This is a genomic window from Synechococcus sp. HJ21-Hayes (assembly GCF_024345835.1).
Classification (GTDB): domain Bacteria; phylum Cyanobacteriota; class Cyanobacteriia; order PCC-6307; family Cyanobiaceae; genus Vulcanococcus.
Genome location: NZ_JAGQBW010000004.1, coordinates 101,474 through 118,604 on the forward strand (window position 1 = coordinate 101,474; position 17,131 = coordinate 118,604).

Annotated in this window: 17 protein-coding genes and 1 riboswitch; of the genes, 7 read left to right on the plus strand and 10 right to left on the minus strand. The window is 68.2% G+C overall.

What is annotated here, in order from left to right; genetic code table 11:
• Window positions 1-15 precede the first annotated feature (15 nt).
• Entirely contained in the window at window positions 16-2,034 is a 2,019-nt protein-coding gene (tkt, locus tag KBZ14_RS04810) for a transketolase (RefSeq protein WP_255117174.1), read from the plus strand.
• 160 nt (window positions 2,035-2,194) lie between these two features.
• On the opposite strand, the gene thiC is transcribed toward tkt, so the two are convergent.
• From thiC to ruvB, 6 genes are all read right to left on the minus strand, one after another.
• Entirely contained in the window at window positions 2,195-3,577 is a 1,383-nt protein-coding gene (gene thiC, locus KBZ14_RS04815) for a phosphomethylpyrimidine synthase ThiC (protein ID WP_255117175.1), read from the minus strand.
• Between the two features lie 58 nt (window positions 3,578-3,635).
• A riboswitch (TPP riboswitch) is annotated at window positions 3,636-3,739 on the minus strand.
• 62 nt (window positions 3,740-3,801) lie between these two features.
• Window positions 3,802-4,389 (minus strand): HEAT repeat domain-containing protein, encoded by a 588-nt coding sequence (locus KBZ14_RS04820; protein WP_255117176.1) that lies wholly within the window; start codon window positions 4,387-4,389, stop codon window positions 3,802-3,804.
• A gap of 4 nt (window positions 4,390-4,393) precedes the next feature.
• Window positions 4,394-4,642, minus strand: coding sequence for a DUF3188 domain-containing protein (locus KBZ14_RS04825; RefSeq protein WP_255117177.1), 249 nt, complete (start codon window positions 4,640-4,642; stop codon window positions 4,394-4,396).
• The gene (locus KBZ14_RS04830) at window positions 4,639-5,889 is read right to left on the minus strand and encodes an amidohydrolase (protein WP_255117178.1); all 1,251 of its coding nucleotides are present in this window, start codon (window positions 5,887-5,889) and stop codon (window positions 4,639-4,641) included. The genes KBZ14_RS04825 and KBZ14_RS04830 overlap by 4 nt, the downstream gene beginning before the upstream one ends.
• A complete protein-coding gene (locus KBZ14_RS04835) occupies window positions 5,886-6,704 on the minus strand; it encodes a tetratricopeptide repeat protein (protein ID WP_255117179.1) in 819 nt (272 codons plus the stop codon). The genes KBZ14_RS04830 and KBZ14_RS04835 overlap by 4 nt, the downstream gene beginning before the upstream one ends.
• The gene (gene ruvB / locus KBZ14_RS04840) at window positions 6,701-7,753 is read right to left on the minus strand and encodes a Holliday junction branch migration DNA helicase RuvB (RefSeq protein WP_255117180.1); all 1,053 of its coding nucleotides are present in this window, start codon (window positions 7,751-7,753) and stop codon (window positions 6,701-6,703) included. The genes KBZ14_RS04835 and ruvB overlap by 4 nt, the downstream gene beginning before the upstream one ends.
• Before the next feature lie 62 nt (window positions 7,754-7,815).
• Here ruvB and smpB point away from each other — a divergent pair, with 62 nt between their 5' ends.
• Complete coding sequence (gene smpB / locus KBZ14_RS04845; RefSeq protein ID WP_255117181.1) at window positions 7,816-8,313, plus strand: SsrA-binding protein SmpB; 498 nt, start codon at window positions 7,816-7,818, stop codon at window positions 8,311-8,313.
• Between the two features lie 42 nt (window positions 8,314-8,355).
• On the opposite strand, the gene KBZ14_RS04850 is transcribed toward smpB, so the two are convergent.
• Window positions 8,356-10,281: a serine/threonine protein kinase gene (locus tag KBZ14_RS04850; RefSeq protein WP_255117182.1), complete on the minus strand. Its 1,926-nt coding sequence runs from the start codon at window positions 10,279-10,281 to the stop codon at window positions 8,356-8,358.
• Window positions 10,278-11,285, minus strand: coding sequence for a cysteine synthase A (locus KBZ14_RS04855; RefSeq protein WP_255117183.1), 1,008 nt, complete (start codon window positions 11,283-11,285; stop codon window positions 10,278-10,280). Before KBZ14_RS04855 ends, KBZ14_RS04850 begins: the two co-directional genes overlap by 4 nt.
• A gap of 78 nt (window positions 11,286-11,363) precedes the next feature.
• Here KBZ14_RS04855 and egtB point away from each other — a divergent pair, with 78 nt between their 5' ends.
• The 5 genes from egtB (at window position 11,364) to KBZ14_RS04880 (ending at window position 15,233) form a co-directional block, all read left to right on the plus strand.
• The gene (gene egtB, locus KBZ14_RS04860; RefSeq protein WP_255117184.1) at window positions 11,364-12,617 is read left to right on the plus strand and encodes an ergothioneine biosynthesis protein EgtB; all 1,254 of its coding nucleotides are present in this window, start codon (window positions 11,364-11,366) and stop codon (window positions 12,615-12,617) included.
• A 53-nt stretch (window positions 12,618-12,670) separates the two neighbouring features.
• A complete protein-coding gene (gene egtD, locus KBZ14_RS04865; RefSeq protein WP_255117231.1) occupies window positions 12,671-13,612 on the plus strand; it encodes an L-histidine N(alpha)-methyltransferase in 942 nt (313 codons plus the stop codon).
• Window positions 13,613-13,616: 4 nt separating this feature from the next.
• The gene (locus KBZ14_RS04870; protein WP_255117185.1) at window positions 13,617-13,859 is read left to right on the plus strand and encodes a hercynine metabolism small protein; all 243 of its coding nucleotides are present in this window, start codon (window positions 13,617-13,619) and stop codon (window positions 13,857-13,859) included.
• Window positions 13,856-14,362 (plus strand): hercynine metabolism protein, encoded by a 507-nt coding sequence (locus KBZ14_RS04875; protein WP_255117186.1) that lies wholly within the window; start codon window positions 13,856-13,858, stop codon window positions 14,360-14,362. The genes KBZ14_RS04870 and KBZ14_RS04875 overlap by 4 nt, the downstream gene beginning before the upstream one ends.
• Before the next feature lie 67 nt (window positions 14,363-14,429).
• A complete protein-coding gene (locus KBZ14_RS04880; RefSeq protein WP_255117187.1) occupies window positions 14,430-15,233 on the plus strand; it encodes a YdcF family protein in 804 nt (267 codons plus the stop codon).
• A 3-nt stretch (window positions 15,234-15,236) separates the two neighbouring features.
• On the opposite strand, the gene KBZ14_RS04885 is transcribed toward KBZ14_RS04880, so the two are convergent.
• The gene (locus KBZ14_RS04885; protein WP_094591976.1) at window positions 15,237-15,500 is read right to left on the minus strand and encodes a hypothetical protein; all 264 of its coding nucleotides are present in this window, start codon (window positions 15,498-15,500) and stop codon (window positions 15,237-15,239) included.
• A 44-nt stretch (window positions 15,501-15,544) separates the two neighbouring features.
• The gene (gene lysS, locus KBZ14_RS04890; protein WP_255117188.1) at window positions 15,545-17,095 is read right to left on the minus strand and encodes a lysine--tRNA ligase; all 1,551 of its coding nucleotides are present in this window, start codon (window positions 17,093-17,095) and stop codon (window positions 15,545-15,547) included.
• Between the last annotated feature and the right edge of the window lie 36 nt (window positions 17,096-17,131).

Sequence of the window (17,131 nt, forward strand, 5' to 3'; positions counted from 1 at the left end):
CCTTACCCGTAACCCATGGTCGCCGCAGCCCCCGCCCTCGGAAACCAATCCGTCGACACCCTCTGCATCAACAGCATCCGCTTCCTGGCGGTTGATGCGATCAACAAGTCGAATTCAGGGCACCCCGGCCTGCCCATGGGTTGCGCCCCCATGGCCTATGCCCTGTGGGACAAGGCCCTCAGCCACAACCCCAAGAACCCCAAGTGGTTCAACCGCGACCGCTTCGTGCTGTCCGCCGGCCACGGCTGCATGCTGCTGTACGCGCTGCTGCACCTCACCGGCTACGACTCGGTGGGCATCGAGGACATCAAGCAGTTCCGCCAGTGGGGATCCAAGACTCCCGGCCACCCCGAAACCTTCGAAACCCCTGGGGTTGAAGTCACCACCGGGCCCCTCGGTCAGGGCATCGCCAATGCCGTGGGCCTGGCCATGGCCGAGGCGCACCTCGCCGCCAAGTTCAACAAGGCGGATTGCAAGGTTATTGATCACTACACCTACGTGATCATGGGCGACGGCTGCCACCAGGAAGGCGTGAGCGGCGAAGCCGCCTCCCTGGCCGGCCACCTGGGCCTGGGCAAGCTGATCGCCCTCTACGACGACAACCACATCACCATCGACGGAAACACCAATGTTTCCTTCACCGAGGATGTGCTGAAGCGCTACGAGGCCTACGGCTGGCACACCATCCACGTGCCCGATGGCAACACCGATGTGGATGCCATCGCCAAGGCCATCGCCGAGGCCAAGGCCGTGACCGATCGGCCCTCGATGATCAAGGTGACCACCACCATCGGCTACGGCTCCCCCAACAAGGCCAACACGGCTGGGGTGCACGGTGCAGCCCTGGGCGCCGAAGAAGCGGCCCTCACCCGTGAGGCCCTGGGCTGGAGCTACGGCGAGTTCGAAGTTCCCCAGGACGCCTACGACCAGTGGCGCCAGGCCATCAGCCGCGGTGCCGCCGCCGAGGCCGCGTGGAACGCCACCCTGGCTGACTACCGCACCAAGTACCCCAGCGAGGCCGCCCAGTTTGAGCGCCAGCTGCGCGGTGAGCTGCCCCAGGGTTGGGATGCCAACCTTCCCAGCTACAGCGCCGATGACAAAGGCCTGGCCACACGCCAGCACTCCTACAACTGCCTCAACGCCATCGGCCCCAACCTGCCCGAGTTGATCGGCGGTTCCGCCGACCTCACCCACTCCAACCTCACGGACATCAAGGGGGAGAAGGGTTTCCAGAAGGGTGCCGAGGCCAACCGCTACCTGCACTTCGGTGTGCGGGAGCACGCCATGGCCTCCATCCTCAACGGCCTCGCCTACCACGGCAGCGGCTTGGTGCCCTACGGCGGCACCTTCGCCGTGTTTGCCGGCTACATGGTGGGCGCCATGCGCCTCTCCGCCCTGAGCGAACTGGGCGTGATCTATGTGCTCACCCACGACTCCATCGGCCTCGGTGAAGACGGCCCCACCCACCAGCCGATCGAGACCCTGGCCAGCCTCCGGGCCCTGCCCAACATACTGGTGATCCGTCCTGGCGACGGCAACGAAACCAGCGGTGCCTACCAAGTGGCGATTGCCAACCGCAAGCGTCCCACCGTGCTGTTCCTCAGCCGTCAGGCCATGGCCAACCAGGCCAACTCCAGCGCCGCCGGCGTGGCCAAGGGTGGTTACATCCTGGAAGACAGCACCGGCACCCCCGATCTGATCCTGATCGGCACTGGCACCGAGCTCGAGCTCTGCACCAAGGCCGCTGCCCAGCTGCGGGCCGAAGGCAAGAACGTGCGTGTCGTGTCGATGCCCTGTGTGGAACTGTTCGAAGAGCAGGATGAGGCCTACCGCGAGAGCGTGCTGCCCTCCTCCGTGCGCAAGCGCCTGGTGGTGGAAGCCTCCAGTTCCTTCGGTTGGCACAAGTACACCGGCTTCGATGGCGACAGCGTGTCGATCGACCGCTTCGGCGCCTCCGCCCCCGGCCCCCTTCTCATGGAGAAGTTCGGCTTCACCGTGGACAACGTGGTAGCCAAGGCCAAGGCGCTGGGCTGATCACCCGAGCCTGGGGATCGCCGCAACGGCGCGGTCATATCTGCAACACTCCAGCCCCGCCTAACGGCGGGGCTTTTTGCTGTGTACAACCTCTAAAACGCTTCCAAAAGAAAGGCCCAGGGGCGAACCCCCGGGCCTTAGTGGAGTAGTGAGCCAGAACTCACACTGCCGCCGGCTCTCCGGCCTTCTGCTCCGCCAACACCTGCTCCAAGCCCGCTAGATCCTCATCGGTGATCTTGGTTTGCATCGGGCAGTGCTTGGGGCCACACATCGAGCAGAACTCTGCCTGCTTGTAGATATCTGCAGGCAGGGTTTCATCGTGATATTCACGGGCCCGCTCAGGATCCAGCGAGAGATCGAACTGCTTGTTCCAGTCGAAGGCGTAGCGGGCGCGGCTCAGTTCGTCGTCGCGGTCGCGGGAGCCGGGACGGTGGCGAGCGATATCGGCGGCGTGGGCGGCGATCTTGTAAGCGATCAAGCCATTGCGCACGTCCTCGGGGTTGGGCAGGCCCAGGTGCTCCTTGGGGGTCACGTAGCAGAGCATCGCCGTGCCATACCAACCGGCCATGGCCGCACCAATCGCACTGGTGATGTGGTCGTAGCCGGGGGCGATGTCGGTAACAAGCGGGCCGAGCACATAGAAGGGGGCCTCGCTGCACTCCTCCATCTGCTTCTTCACGTTGAACTCGATCTGGTCCATCGGCACGTGGCCCGGACCCTCCACCATCACCTGCACGTCGTGCTTCCAGGCGCGGCGGGTGAGCTCACCCAGGGTTTTCAGTTCGGCCAGCTGGGCCTCATCGGAAGCATCGTGAAGACAACCGGGACGCAGGGAATCACCCAGGGAGAAGGTGCAGTCGTAGCGCTTGAAGATCTCGCAGATGTCGTCGAAGCGGGTGTACAGCGGGTTCTGCTTGTGGTGATAGAGCATCCACTGGGCCAGGATGCCGCCGCCGCGGCTCACGATCCCGGTGAGGCGCCCCTTCACCTTGGGCAGGTGCTCGATCAACAGACCGGCGTGGATGGTCTGGTAATCAACGCCCTGCTGGCAGTGCTTCTCGATGATGTGCAGGAAATCATCTTCGGAGAGCTTCTCGATCGAGCCATGCACGCTCTCGAGGGCCTGATACACGGGCACCGTGCCGATAGGCACCGGCGAGGCGTTGATGATCGCTGTGCGCACCTCATCGAGATTCACGCCACCGGTGGAAAGATCCATCACGGTGTCAGCGCCATACTTCACCGCCAGCTCGAGCTTCTTGAGCTCTTCGCTCACATCGCTGGCATTGGGTGAGGCGCCGATGTTGGCGTTCACCTTGCAGCGCGAGGCGATGCCGATCGCCATCGGCTCCAGGTTGGGGTGGTTGATGTTGGCCGGGATGATCATGCGGCCCCGGGCCACCTCCTCCATCACCAGGGATTCGGGCAAGTTCTCCCGCTGGGCCACGAAGGCCATTTCCTCAGTCACCACGCCCTGGCGGGCGAAGTGCATCTGGGACACATTGCCTTGGCCTTGGCGCTTCTCGATCCAGGCGCTACGCATTAGAGCTACGGCGAAGTTAGGACTACAGACCCGGGGGGTCAGCGGTTCTGGGGCGCAGCTGGAGTTCGTCTCACTTCCCTGCGCCGGCATGACCCGGATCAGGTTCGGAGGGTGTGATCTCAGCCCATGGCCGCTGCCGGCCGGGCACCCCTAGTGACTTAGGAAACCTAGCAAGGCCGAAACCACAGGGGGCGCAGGGGTAAGGGCTCCGTGCGGTCCCTCCCTCAGGCCTGCAAGCCATTCAGGGCGGCCGCCACTACCCGATGGTCGCTGTCCTGCTGGAGGGTCACCAGCTCAGCGCGAGCCTGCTGGGCCACGGCCTGCCCCCCACCCTCATGCACCAGGCGCCCCAGGATCTCGGCACCCCCAACCCGCACAGTGCCATCGGCATCGGCGATGGCCAGGCGGGCCAACTGGAGCAGATCCTCGGCGGGGATCTCAGGGTGCTCCGCCACCGCTGAAAGAATGCTGCAGCGCAGCAACCACTGGCTGTCGCGCTGAAAAGCCGGCAGGAGCAGCGGCCAGGCCCGCTGCAACGAATGACTCACCAGCGCATTGGCCGCCTCGGCCCGCACGTTGGCGTCGTCGTCGTGCTCGAGGGCCTGCACCAGGGCCAGCCAGCCGGCTTCATTGCGCTTCATGCCCAGGCCGGCGCAGCTGAGCGAGCGCACCATGAAGGTGCTCTGCTCCAGGCCCAGCAACAACAGCGGCACGGCCTGCTCCTCCGGCACCTCCCTGAGCGCCGCCAGGGCAGGCATCGCCCGGCTGGGATCGCCGGACACGATCGCCTCGCGGAGTTGGTCCAGATCCATGAGGTCAGGGCTCGGGTGGAGGCGCTGGGCAGGGGTCAGAGGTGGCCTCCCGCAGGGCCGAGAGCAGCGCCTTGCGCCGGCGGCGCCAGCTCCAGGCACTCTGCACCAGCAGGCCCACGCCAATGCCCAGGGCCGGCAGGGCCTGCAGCCGGTCTGAACCCTGGCGCATCAGCAGCCCCACCAGACCCACCAACACCAGCAGCGGCGAGGAGAGCGCCAGCAGATCGCGGCTGAACTGGCGGGTGCCGCTCACGCTTGCGCCCTCCGGGCCTGCATCCAGCGCAGCAGGCTGAGGCTCAGCACCTGGATCCCCACCGCCAGGCAGCCTTCATCGGGCTCGAAGCTGTTGCTGTGCAGCGGCGTGCAGCCCTGGGGCCCCGCCACCCCCAGGCGGAACATGGTGCCCGGGGTATCCCGCTGCAACTCGGCGAAATCCTCGGCCCCCAGCGAGGGTTGCTCCAGCCAGCGCACGTTGCTGCGGCCCAGCACCTCCACGGCAGCCTCGGCCACCAACGCCGTGAGGGCCGGATCGTTGTGCACTGGGGGGGAGATGCAGCGGTAACGCACCCGGGCCTCACCCCCGTGGCCCTCACACAGGGCCTTTACCGTGTCCTCAATCCAGCCGGGCAGCTGGGCATGGACCTCAAGATCCAGGCAACGCACGGTGCCCAGCAGGCGCACATGGTCGGCAATCACGTTGAAGGCCTTGCCCCCCTCAATGCGCCCGAAGCTCACCACAACCGGATGCAGGGCATCGAGGCGACGGCTGATGGCCTCCTGCAACCCACTCACCACCCGGGCTGCAATCCAGATGGCATCGGTGCTCTGGTGGGGCCGGGCGCCGTGGCCACCTTCCCCGAGCACCTCCACCTCCAGCTCACCCGCCGCGGCCGTGAGGCTGCCACTACGCACCCCCACCGTGCCCACCGGCAAGCTCGGAAACACGTGCACCCCGAATAGCGCTTCCACGCCATCCATGGCGCCATCCGCCAACATCCAGGCCGCACCCTGGGCCGTTTCCTCGGCCGGCTGAAACAGCAGCCGGACCCGCGCCGTGAGTTGATCGGCCAAGGGCGCCAGCAGCCGCGCCACCCCCAGGCCCACAGTGGTGTGGATGTCGTGGCCGCAGGCGTGCATCAGGCCCTGGTGGCGCGAGGCAAAGGCCACCCCCGTGCGCTCCTCCACCGGCAGGGCATCCATATCCACCCGCAGGGCCACTAGCGGGGCCAGCCGGCCGGCACCATCGAGCTCGGGCCCCAGCTCCGCCAACACCCCGGTGCGGCCCACCCCCTCCTGCACAAGCCAGCCCAGGCCCCGCAGCTCCCCGGCCACCAGCGCGGCCGTCTGGTGCTCGTTGCCGCTCAGTTCAGGGTGGGCGTGCAGGTGACGCCGCAGGGCAATCAGCTCCGGCAGGGCAGCCTCCAGCGCAGACCCCAACGCGGCCTCAAGCTGCGGAAGCTCGCTGGCCGCACTGGATGCCACGGGGGCTGCTGGGGTCATCGGCTGGCCAGGGCGCGGAAAGCCTCGAGAGCGTGCACCGGCTGGGGGGGCCAGCGCCGTATCTGCAACAGCCATTCTGACTGGCGGTAGCGGGTGTCCAGCCCCGAGGCGGCCGCCCAGTTGCTCTCCGCCTCGCCGCTGGCGCCCCTCTGCCAGAGCAAGGCGGTGAGGCCGGCGCGGGCATCGGCAAACAGCGGGTAGCGGCGGATCAGGTTGCGCAGCTGCTGCTCCGCCGCATCCAGATCACCGAGCTGAAAGGCCGCCAGGGCCGCACTGGAGCGGGCCATGGCAAAGCCCGGCCGCCCATCGGCGGCCTGGGTGAAGCTGGCCCGCGCCGCACCCCAATCCCCCAGGGCCCCCTGCACGTTGCCGAGGTTATAGAGGGCGGAGGCATCGGGATCGCGTCCCGCCTCGGCATCGCGCTCGAGAATCCAGCGGTAGTCCGCCTCGGCAGCGGCCCACTGGCCCAGGGCCTCCTCGGCGGTGCCGCGGTTGAGATGGGGATCGGCGCTCACCGGATCGAGCTCCATGGCCCGGGTTTGATCGCGGATCGCGGCGGCGGCATCGCCGAGGGCCAGCTGCACATTGCCGCGGTTGCTCCAGGCCGCCGCATCGCCGGGGGCCTGCTCCAGCACCTGGTTCCAGAGGGGCAGGGCCTGCTCGAAGCTGCCCTCCCGGCTGGCCCGCAGGGCCTGCTCAAACAGGGCTTGAGCCGAGGGCGAGGCGTCCCCGGCCGCCAGGGCAGGGTGGGGCTGCAGCAGCCCGACAGCGCCGCTGAGCAGCACGGCCAGCAGCAGGGCTAGAAGGCGTGTCATGCGGCGGCATCCAGATGGGCCCGACCCGCCTCGGTGATCACGCGCCCCCGGGGGGTGCGCTGCAGCAAACCCTGTTGCAACAGGAAGGGCTCCACCACCGCCTCGAGGGTGGCGGGATCTTCCCCCAGGCCCGCCGCCAGGGTGTCGAGCCCCACCGGGCCGCCGCCATAGCCGTCCTGCAGCAACTGCAGCAATCGCCGATCGCTGGCATCGAGGCCGCGGCCATCCACCCGGTGCAGGCTGAGGGCTTCATGCACCAGAACAGCCGTGACCCGGCCATGGCCGCCCACGGCAGCCACATCGCGCACCCGCCGCAGCAGGCGGTTGGCGATGCGGGGGGTGCCACGGCAGCGGCGGGCCACCTCCAGGGCCGCGGCGGAATCCAGCTCGAGCTGCAGCAACCCGGCCGCCCGTTGCACGATCGCCTGGAGATCCTCGAGCCCGTAGAACTCCAGCCGCTGGATCAGGCCGAAGCGATCCCGCAGCGGCGAACTCAACGACCCGGCGCGGGTGGTGGCGCCCACGAGGGTGAACGGGGCTAGCGGCAAGCTGCGGGTGCGAGCCGTGGTGCCCTTGCCCACGGTGAGATCGAGGCGAAAGTCCTCCATGGCGGGATAGAGAATCTCCTCGGCCACCCGATTGAGCCGGTGGATCTCGTCGATGAACAGCAGCTCACGGGGCTGCAGGTTCACCAGCAGGCCCACGATGTCGCGCGGGCGCTCCAGGGCGGGCGCACTGGTGATGCGGCAACGCACCCCCAGTTCCTCGGCCAGCACCAGGGCCATGGTGGTTTTGCCCAGACCCGGCGGGCCGTAGAGCAACACGTGATCCAGGGCTTCCTCGCGGGCCTGGGTGGCCTCCACCGCAATGCCCAGCACCTGCTTCAGCTCGCTCTGGCCGATGTAGTCCGCCAGCCGCCTCGGCCGCAGCGAATCTTCCCGCAGGATCGGCGCTTCTGCAGCTGCCTCTTCAGGCACGGGCGCCGGATCCACCAGCCGCTGGTGAGGCTCCGGCGCTACCCCTGCAGATCCCGAGGACACGATCGCCATGGCCTGAGGGTACCGGGGGCTCCCTAGGGTCGGGAGACCCCAGGGACGATTCCGGAGCGGCGATGGCGAAGGGCGGAGGCAAGAAGAGCGCCAAGGCCCAGCGCGACGCCGCCAACAAATTGCTGGCGGACAACCGCTTTGCGCGCCACCAATACGAGATTCTCGAAACCCTGGAGTGCGGCATCGAACTGCTGGGCACCGAGGTGAAATCGATCCGAGCGGGGCAGGTGAACCTGCGCGATGGCTTCTGCCTGATTCGCAAGGGCGAGTTGCAGCTGCACAACGTGCACATCTCCCCCCACAGCCACGCCGGGGCCTACTTCAACCACGACCCCCTGCGCACCCGCAAACTGCTGGCCCACGGCCGCGAGATCGAGAAACTGCGGATCGCCCTGGAGCAGAAGGGCCTCACCCTGATCCCCCTGAACCTGCACCTCAAGGGCTCCTGGATCAAGGTGACGGTGGGCCTGGGCAAGGGCCGCAAACTGCACGACAAGCGCCACGAGGAACGGCGCAAACAGGACATCAAGGACGCCAAGGCCGCCATCGCGCGCCTTTAGTTCCGGGGCCGGGCACTCGCCCTTCGCGAACGGCCTCTGGCGTCAGTTCACTGGTGGTGGCGGCGGGGCGGTGGGCTGGGCGGGGCCCCCAGCTTCCGCCGGGGCAGCCGGGGCCCCTGGCTCGACCCCGGCGGGGGCTTCTGATACGCGACTCGGCGGTGGCTCAGGCGCCGGATCCGCCCGCAGGGACAGGGTAATCAGGCCGGGCGCCACGCCCTCATTGGTCACCAGCAGCTGCACCGGCGAGCGGCTCACCTTGCCCACACTCACCACCCGCAAGGGCCCTTTGGCCTCCAGCACACTGCCATCGGCACCGAACACAGTCATCTGCATCAGCGGCGAGCCGTTCACCCCCAGCACCAGCCGGCTGCCGGCGGGTAGCCGGATCGGGAACAGGCGGGCACCACCGGCCGCCACAGACGCCGATACCACGTTGGTTTGCCCCAGGCGCGACTGGATCGGCTCGATGCGAACGTTGGCCAGGCCCTGCTCGGCGGCGGCATACCAGAGCTGACGAAAGGGTTCAGGGGGGATGTCATCACTGGAGCGGCCGGGCAGCAGGTTCTGGGCACTACCGGACACCAGTTGACGCAGCACATCGGCGCTCAGGCCCTGAGCCACCAGGGTGGCCTGCCGCTTACGCCAGTCGCCGGCGCTGAAGCTGCCCAGGCGGGGGCGGATCTCCAGGGGCAGCTGTTCCACCCGGCTCAACCACTCCTCCGCCAGCCCGTTCCACACCTTGCGCAGGGGCGCGTCGTCGAGGGAGTCGGTGGGGAGGCGGCCACCGCGCTCGGGGAACTGGGCCAGCAGGCTGGCATCCACCAACCGCAAGAACCAGCCGCGATCGATCTGCAGCGCCCGCAGGCGGTTGAGCAGCTGCTGGCGTTGATCCACCTCCGCGGGCGGCAGGCTGCTGGGCAGCTGCAAAACACTGCCGGCATCGGTGGTAGCCACCTTGCCGCGGCTGAGCACCAGCCAGCCCAGGGCCGTGCCCACCACCGCGGAGATCACCAGGGCGAGCACCACCGGCCACAGACTGCCCTCGGCGGCCTCTTCCTTCTCCTCCTGGCGGGAGCGGACCGGGGGGGGCTCAGGCGTGGGCTGGCGCAGGGCGGGCAGTTCAGGTTCAGGGGGCGGCGGCACCAGCGCCACCGTGCGATCAGCCCGAGGCACGGGGCCAGTGCTGTCCGGCATGGGCAACTGCTGCACGGCCTGCAGGGCCGCCGCCGCCGAGGGGTAACGCCCCTGGACTTCGCTGCTCAACAGCCGCTCCAGCACCGTCTTGAGTTGTGGTTCGGCGTCGAGACAGGCCGGCCAGCGCCACTGCATCGACACCGGATCCAGCAGCTGGGCGGGCTCCTCACCGCTGAGCAGCACCAGGGCCACCACCCCCAAGCCGTAGAGGTCCATCCAGGGCTCGGCCGGATCGCCGCGGCCCAACTCAGGGGCGCCATAGCCCGGCGTGACCCCCTCGGCTGGCGCCCCCTGCCCGCGCACCAGGCCGAAATCCAGCAGCACTGGCAGGCCATCGCGGTCGCGGCGCAGCAAGTTGGCGGGCGTGAGATCACCGTGCAGGAACTGCTGGCTGTGCAGCACCGCCAACACCGGCAACAACTGGCGCAGCAGCAGCAGCACCTCACCGGCACCGAAGACCATCTGGCGCTCACGCCGGCCGGCCAGCAGCTCGGCGTAGGTGCGGCCCTCCTGCCACTCGCGGGCCAACCAGAGGGTGCCCTCCTCCTCGAGCAAGCCACCGCAGCGGGGCACCTGGGGATGCAGCACCCCCTGCAGCCGCGGCCACAGAGCCTTGAAGCGAGCCTGGAGCTCAGGCTGATCGGCGTCCAGCTGGCGCAACACCACCGGGGCCTCGCCGGCCAGCAGGTCACTGGCGCGCCAGAGCCGGCCCTGGCTGCCATGGGCCAGCTCCGCCTCGAGCCGGTAGCGCTCGCCGATCACGCGATTCCTCATGCAGCGCGCACAGGTTGCTGCAAACCCTTGCTGGCCAACCAGTCGCCGTCATAAAGCCGTGACCGATAGCGATCGCCGCTGTCGCACAGCACCGTCACGATCGTGTGGCCAGGCCCCATGCGCCGGGCCGTCTCCACCGCCGCTGCCACGTTGATGCCCACTGAACCGCCCAGGAACAGCCCCTCCTGCCAAAGCAGCCGGTAGATGGTGTCGAGGGCCTCCTGGTCGTGGATGCGCACGGCATCGTCCACCGGGGCTCCTTCGAGGTTGGCCGTGACGCGGCTGTTGCCGATGCCCTCGGTGATGGAGCTGCCCTCGCTGCTGAGCTCACCAGCCGTGGCCCAGCCATAGAGGGAGCTGCCGTGGGGATCGGCCAGCACACAGCGCACCCGTGGGTTCTGCTGCTTGAGATAAAGGGCCACGCCCGCGTAGGTGCCGCCGGTACCGGTGGCCGCCACCCAAGCATCCACCTTGCCGGCGGTTTGCTGCCAGATCTCCGGACCGGTGGACTGGGCGTGGGCGCGGCGATTGGCGAGGTTGTCGAACTGGTTGGCCCACACCGCCCCCGGCGTTTCCTCGGCGATGCGGCCGGACAAGCGCACGTAGTTGTTGGGGTCGCGGTAGGGCACCGCCGGCACGGTGCGCACCTCGGCCCCCAGGCTGCGCAGCAGGCCGATTTTCTCCGCGGACTGAGTGTCCGGAATCACGATCAGGGCCTTGTAGCCGCGGGCATTGCAGAGGTGGGTGAGGCCGATGCCGGTGTTGCCCGCGGTGCCCTCCACCACGGTGCCGCCGAGCTGCAGCAGCCCCTGCTCCTCAGCCTCCAGCAGGATCCCCAGGGCCGCGCGATCCTTCACGGAGCCGCCGGGATTCATGAACTCGGCCTTGCCGAGGATCTCGCAGCCCGTGAGCTCACTGAGCCCATGGAGCCGAATCAGGGGCGTGTTGCCAACGGCGCCAACGAATCCTGAGGTGATGCCACCCATCGCCACGTCCGTTGCCATCGCACTGGTGGTGGGATCGTAGGGGCGACTGACGCCTGAGCTGGGGCCCTCTAGGGTCGCCACAGACACACCGCCCTGATGGCGTTTCCCCCCACCGCTTCCGCCCTGTTGCAGCGGTTGAGGGATGTGCGGAGCCACAGCGAGGCCCTGATCGCCGGCCTGCAGCCGGAGGATCTCTGCCTGCAGGGCATGGTTGACTCGAGTCCGCCGAAATGGCACCTGGGCCACACCAGCTGGTTCTTCGAGGAATTCCTGCTCAAGGCACCGGAGCTGGCGCCTTTGATCCCTGGCTATGAGCCCGCCGATAACCGCTGGGGCTACCTGTTCAACAGCTACTACGAGGCGGTGGGCGCCCGGCACCCCCGGCCGCAGCGTGGCCTGCTCACCCGGCCGGCCATCGCCGCGGTACTGGCCTGGCGGCAGCGGGTCACGGCGGCGGCGGCAGAGCTGATCGAGCAACTGGAAGGCTGGGAGCCCAGCGCGGCCCAGCCCTGGCTGGAGCTGGTGGAGCTGGGGCTGCAGCACGAGCAGCAGCATCAGGAGCTGCTGCTGATGGACCTGCTGGATGGCTTCAGCCGCAACCCGCTGGAACCCACGGCCTTCGCCAGCGAGGATCCCAGCCAACCGGAGGCTCGCTACGAGGCCGTGGCGGCCGGCGAGAGCGAGCAACCCACCTGGCTGCAGCTGGCGGGGGGGCTGGTGGAGATCGGCCATCCAGGTGCTGGCGGCGGATTCCATTTCGATAACGAGGGGCCCCGCCATCGCGTGTGGCTGGAACCCTTTGCCATCGCTTCCCACCTGGTGAGCAATGGCGCCTTCGAGGCCTTCATCGCCGATGGCGGCTACCGCCGCCCGGAGCTGTGGATGAGCGAGGGCTGGGCGGTGGTGCAGCAGCGGGGCTGGCAAGCGCCGCGCTACTGGCGCGGGGAGTGGGAGTTCAGCCTGGCGGGACGGCGCCCCCGCAGCCCCGCAGCGCCCGTGCGGCACCTGAGCTGGTTCGAGGCCGATGCCTATGCCCGCTGGGCCGGGGCGCGGCTCCCCAGCGAGGCGGAGTGGGAGCTGGCCGCAGCCGGTGGGGCCCTGTCCCAGGCCCATGGGGCCCTGTGGCAGTGGACCGCCAGCCCCTACAGGCCCTATCCCGGCTTCACGCCAGCGGCGGGGGCGGTGGGGGAATACAACGGCAAATTCATGACCTCCCAATTCGTGCTGCGAGGCAGCTGCTTCCTCACCCCGCCAGGCCACGAACGCCTCAGCTACCGGAACTTCTATCCACCGGCGAGCCGCTGGATGGCGGCTGGCCTGCGCCTGGCACAGGGGGGATTCCCCCTGTGACGGGACGCCTCAGCACCCCTGAGCTGATCAACCTGCATCCGGCAGCGGCGGACATGCGGCGCCTGGTGCTCGAGGGCCTGAGCCGATCCCCCAAGCAGCTGCCGGCCTGGTTCCTCTACGACGCCGAGGGCTCGCGGCTGTTCGAGCTGATCTGCCAGCAGCCGGAATACAGCCTCACCACCACCGAAACGGCCCTGCTGGAGCGGGAGGCGCCGGCCATCGCCGCGGCCCTGGGGCCCGGCACCCTGGTGGAATTTGGGGCGGGCAGTGCCCGCAAGGTGAGTCCGCTGCTGGCGGCCATGCAAGCCGCCGCCCTGCGGCCGGCCTACGTGGCTCTGGACATCAGTGCCGAGCATCTGCAAGCCGCCTGCGGGCGGCTGCAACAGCGCCACCCCGAGGTGCCGATGCTGGGGGTGTGCTGCGACTACAGCCAGCTGGAGCAGCTGCCGGCCCACCCCCTGCTGAGCGGCACCGCCCACCTGGGCTTTTTCCCCGGCAGCTCCCTGGGCAATTTCCAGCCGCACGAGGCCCAGGCCCTGCTGGCCCAGTTCCGGCGCCTACTGGGGCCCGGCGGCAAACTGCTGATCGGCATCGATCAGCCCAAACCCGTGGAGCGGCTGGAGGCCGCCTACGACGACGACGCTGGGGCCTCGGCAGCCTTCGCCTTCAACCTGCTGAACCGGCTGAATCGCGATCTGGAGGGAACGTTCGATGCCGAAGCTTTCCGCTACCGGGCCCGCTGGGTGGCGGAAGCCAGCCACATCGAAATGGCCCTAGTGAGCCAGCGGGATCACACAGTGAGAGTGGCGGGTGTGGCCTGGAGCTTCGCCGCCGGCGAGCCGCTGCTCACTGAAACCAGCGCCAAATACAGCCCGGCGGCCTTCCTGCACCTGGCGGCTGGCGCCGGCTGGCGCGCCCAGGCCCGCTGGAGCGACCCGGCCGAGGATCTATCGCTGCACCTGCTGGTACAGGCAGACTCGCCCCAGGAGCTTTGAAGCCATGTCCCGCGAAGACCAGCGCCGCGCCGTGCGCGCAATGCGCGAGGGCCTGATCAGCCAGCTGGAAGAGCTCTATGGGGCAGCCTTCGAAACGCTCGCTAGCCAGGAACTGGGCGAAGGCGGCATCGCGCGGCTCACCCAGCTGCTGCTGCGCTCCCGCGAAGCCGCCATCACGCCCCTACAAGAAGAGATCGAAGCCCCGCTGATCACCCGGGCGCCCGACCAGGCCGGCCAGGGGCTGTGAGCAGCAGCTGGTTCGAGCAGCTGGAGGCCCAGCTGGAGCGCCAACTGGAGGCCTTTCTGCAGGCGAATCCGGCCCAGGAGGCCCTGCTACAGGAACAGGAGCAACAGGAACGCCAGCAGCGCCTCAAGCAGCAACGGCTGGACCTACAGCAACAGGCGGAACACACCCGTACTGGCCTGCTGCAACTGGCCAACGACATTGCCCAGTGGCAACAGCGGCTCCAACGGGCCCAGGCGGCCGGTGCCACAGACCTGGCCCAGCGCGCGGAAGCCCACGTGCACCAGCTGATGGCCCAGGGCCGCGACCGCTGGCAGGCCCTGGGCGCCCTCGGCCACCAATTCCGCCAGGTGGAAGGGGAACTGGAGCAGCTGGCCCAGGCCAGGCCGGCCCCCCCACAGGCTACGAGCGCGGGAGTTGAACCAGACCTGAATCAGGCCTGGGCCGCCTTTGAAGCGGAACAGGAGCTGGAGCAGCTGCGCCGTGCCCAGGGGCCGGGCTCCTGATCCAGGGTGGGGACATCGCGCCCAGCACTGTGCAGGCCGCTCCCACAACTCCCCTGCTGCCCCACCGATGGGTTTCCTGCTCTCCAAGCTGCTACCACTGCTGCTCTATCCCCTCGGGCTGGGGCTATTGCTGCAGCTGGCGGGCCAGGGCGCTGCCGCACGCCAGCGGAGGTGGGGCCCCTGGCTGAGTGGGGCTGGCCTGGCCCTGCTGTGGCTGGCCTCCATGCCCTTGATCAGCCGGCAGCTGATCTGGGGCCTGGAGGAACGCAGCGCAGACCTCACCCCCGCCGTGCTGCCCAAGGCCAATGCGGTGGTGGTGCTGGGGGGCGGCCTGCGCCCAGGCCTGGCCCCACGGACAGGTGTGGAGGTGGCTGAGGGGGGCGACAGGCTGCTCATGGGTCTGCGGCTGTTGCGCCAAGGCAAGGCACCCCTGCTGGTGGCCAGCGGCGGGCGGGTGAGTTTCACCCGTGGCGACCCTGCTCCCCCGGAAGCGCACTGGGCCCGGGATCTGGCCCAGGAGTTGGGGGTGCCGGCCGAACAGATCCTGCTGAACCCCAACTCCCGCACCACGGCAGAAGAAGCAAGGGATATCGGCCAACTGGGCAGCCGCCGCGGTTGGACGCGGGTGCTGCTGGTCACCAGCGCCTTTCACATGCCCCGGTCCCTGGCCAGCTTCCAACAGCGCAGCGGCCTGGAGGTGGTACCTGTGGCCTGCGACTACCAACTACCCAGCCGCGCCAACTACGGGGAACCCACCGCTGGCAGCGTGCTCAAGAGTTTGCTGCCGGATGCCGAATTCCTCTACCTGAGCACCGTGGCCCTCAAGGAACACATCGGCTTGGCGGCCTACCGCCTCAAGGGATGGTCTTGAACATCAACCTTTGGGGGCCGGGGGCACCAAACTCACGCCCTCGGGTGGTGGCGTGGGATCAGGATCGGCGATCAACATGTGCTGGAGCACGATTTCGGGGCGCTCACTGTCGCGCCAGCGGATGCGATAGGCCGGCATTTTGGTGCCACGGCTGGTGGTCTGCTCCACCGGTTCCATCACCCAACCCCGACGGGAACGACCCTGCGGGTTGCGCTTGACCACTGCATCCGCATGTTTGAAGCGGAAACCGACGCGCTCACCACTCATGGAATCGTGAACCCCGGATGGGGGAGATTGCCTACTAGGGTCGATTATCCCATTGCGGCGGCCACGGTCTGTGTGCCGGCACCGGTATCGGAGCGGATCTCCTGCCGGGCTTCGGGTTTGAGCAGCGGAAACGCGATCACATCGCGGATCGAAGGGCTGTCGGTGAGCAGCATCACCAGGCGATCGATCCCGATGCCCAAACCTCCCGTGGGGGGCATGCCCACCTCCAGGGCCTGGAGGAAGTCCTCGTCCACCTGCTGGGCCTCGTCATCCCCGGCGGCCTTGCGGGCCTGCTGGGCCTCCAGGCGCTGGCGCTGATCCACCGGATCGATCAGTTCACTGAAGGCATTGGCAGTTTCGCGGCCCACGATGAACAGCTCAAAGCGCTCCACCATCCCTGGCTTGCTGCGGTGGGCCCGGGCCAGGGGCGAGTTCTCCACGGGGTAATCGATCACGAAGGTGGGCTGAATCAACTCCGCCTCTACCCGCTGCTCGAAGGCCTCCACCAGCAACCGACCCACCGAATCCGCCAGGGCAGGCACCTCCAGCCCCTGGGCCCGCATCGCCGCGGCCGCCTCCTCGCGGGAGGTGAAGACAGTGAAATCCAGGCCAGTGGCGGCCTGCACCAGCTCATGCATGGTGGCCCGTCTCCAGGGGGGCGCCAGATCAATGTCCGTGCCCTGGTAGCTGATCTGGGTGGAGCCGCACACCTGCTGGCACACATGGGCAATCAGCTGCTCCGTGAGCTCCATCATGTCGGTGTAATCGGCATAGGCCTGGTAGATCTCCACCGAGGTGAACTCGGGGTTGTGGCGCGTGCTCACCCCCTCGTTGCGGAAGATCCGGCCCAGCTCGTACACCCGCTCAAAGCCACCCACCACAAGCCGCTTGAGGTGCAGCTCGGTGGCGATGCGCAGGGTGAGGGGCAGATCCAGGGTGTTGTGGTGGGTTTCAAACGGCCGGGCATCGGCACCGCCCGGCACGCTTTGCAACACCGGCGTTTCGATCTCCAGAAACTCGCGCTCATCCAGCCAACGGCGCATCGCACTCACCGCCACGGCCCTGCGCCGGAAGGTTTCGCGAGTGTGGGGCGACACGATCAGATCCAGGTAGCGCTGGCGATAGCGCTTCTCCACGTCCGCCAGGCCGTGCCACTTATCGGGCAGGGGCTGGAGCGATTTGGTGAGCATGGTCCAGCCCTTCACCTTCACCGACAGCTCACCGCGATCGGTGCGGCGCAAGCTGCCCTGCACGCCGATCAGGTCGCCGGCATCCACCAGGGAGGTGAGGTGGGCAAAGGCCTCGGGATCCTCCGGCATGGAAGCCTGGAGGGTGGCCTTCTCAATGAACAGCTGGATCGGACCGGTTTCATCCGCCAGGGTGAAGAAAGCGAGCTTGCCCATCACCCGACGGGTCATCACCCGGCCGGCCACGGCCACGACCACATCGCACTCCTCACCGTTGGCCAGGTCGGCGTGGGCCTGTTGCAAGGCCGCGTTGCGGTGACTGGGCTCGAAACGTAGGCCATAGGGTCCCTGACCCAGGGCAGCCAGGGCCTTGCCTTTCTCCAGGCGGGTGTCACGCAGCTCCGACAAGGGTCCAGGGGCTCAATTGGGGCCCATCCTGCAGGA

Bases quoted from the DNA above. Each gene is read 5' to 3' on its own strand.
- tkt (WP_255117174.1), top strand. From the start codon at position 16: ATGGTCGCCGCAGCCCCCGCCCTCGGAAACCAATCCGTCGACACCCTC.
- thiC (WP_255117175.1), bottom strand. From the start codon at position 3,577: ATGCGTAGCGCCTGGATCGAGAAGCGCCAAGGCCAAGGCAATGTGTCC.
- KBZ14_RS04820 (WP_255117176.1), bottom strand. From the start codon at position 4,389: ATGGATCTGGACCAACTCCGCGAGGCGATCGTGTCCGGCGATCCCAGC.
- KBZ14_RS04830 (WP_255117178.1), bottom strand. From the start codon at position 5,889: ATGACCCCAGCAGCCCCCGTGGCATCCAGTGCGGCCAGCGAGCTTCCG.
- KBZ14_RS04835 (WP_255117179.1), bottom strand. From the start codon at position 6,704: ATGACACGCCTTCTAGCCCTGCTGCTGGCCGTGCTGCTCAGCGGCGCT.
- ruvB (WP_255117180.1), bottom strand. From the start codon at position 7,753: ATGGCGATCGTGTCCTCGGGATCTGCAGGGGTAGCGCCGGAGCCTCAC.
- smpB (WP_255117181.1), top strand. From the start codon at position 7,816: ATGGCGAAGGGCGGAGGCAAGAAGAGCGCCAAGGCCCAGCGCGACGCC.
- KBZ14_RS04850 (WP_255117182.1), bottom strand. From the start codon at position 10,281: ATGAGGAATCGCGTGATCGGCGAGCGCTACCGGCTCGAGGCGGAGCTG.
- KBZ14_RS04855 (WP_255117183.1), bottom strand. From the start codon at position 11,285: ATGGCAACGGACGTGGCGATGGGTGGCATCACCTCAGGATTCGTTGGC.
- egtB (WP_255117184.1), top strand. From the start codon at position 11,364: ATGGCGTTTCCCCCCACCGCTTCCGCCCTGTTGCAGCGGTTGAGGGAT.
- egtD (WP_255117231.1), top strand. From the start codon at position 12,671: ATGCGGCGCCTGGTGCTCGAGGGCCTGAGCCGATCCCCCAAGCAGCTG.
- KBZ14_RS04870 (WP_255117185.1), top strand. From the start codon at position 13,617: ATGTCCCGCGAAGACCAGCGCCGCGCCGTGCGCGCAATGCGCGAGGGC.
- KBZ14_RS04880 (WP_255117187.1), top strand. From the start codon at position 14,430: ATGGGTTTCCTGCTCTCCAAGCTGCTACCACTGCTGCTCTATCCCCTC.
- KBZ14_RS04885 (WP_094591976.1), bottom strand. From the start codon at position 15,500: ATGAGTGGTGAGCGCGTCGGTTTCCGCTTCAAACATGCGGATGCAGTG.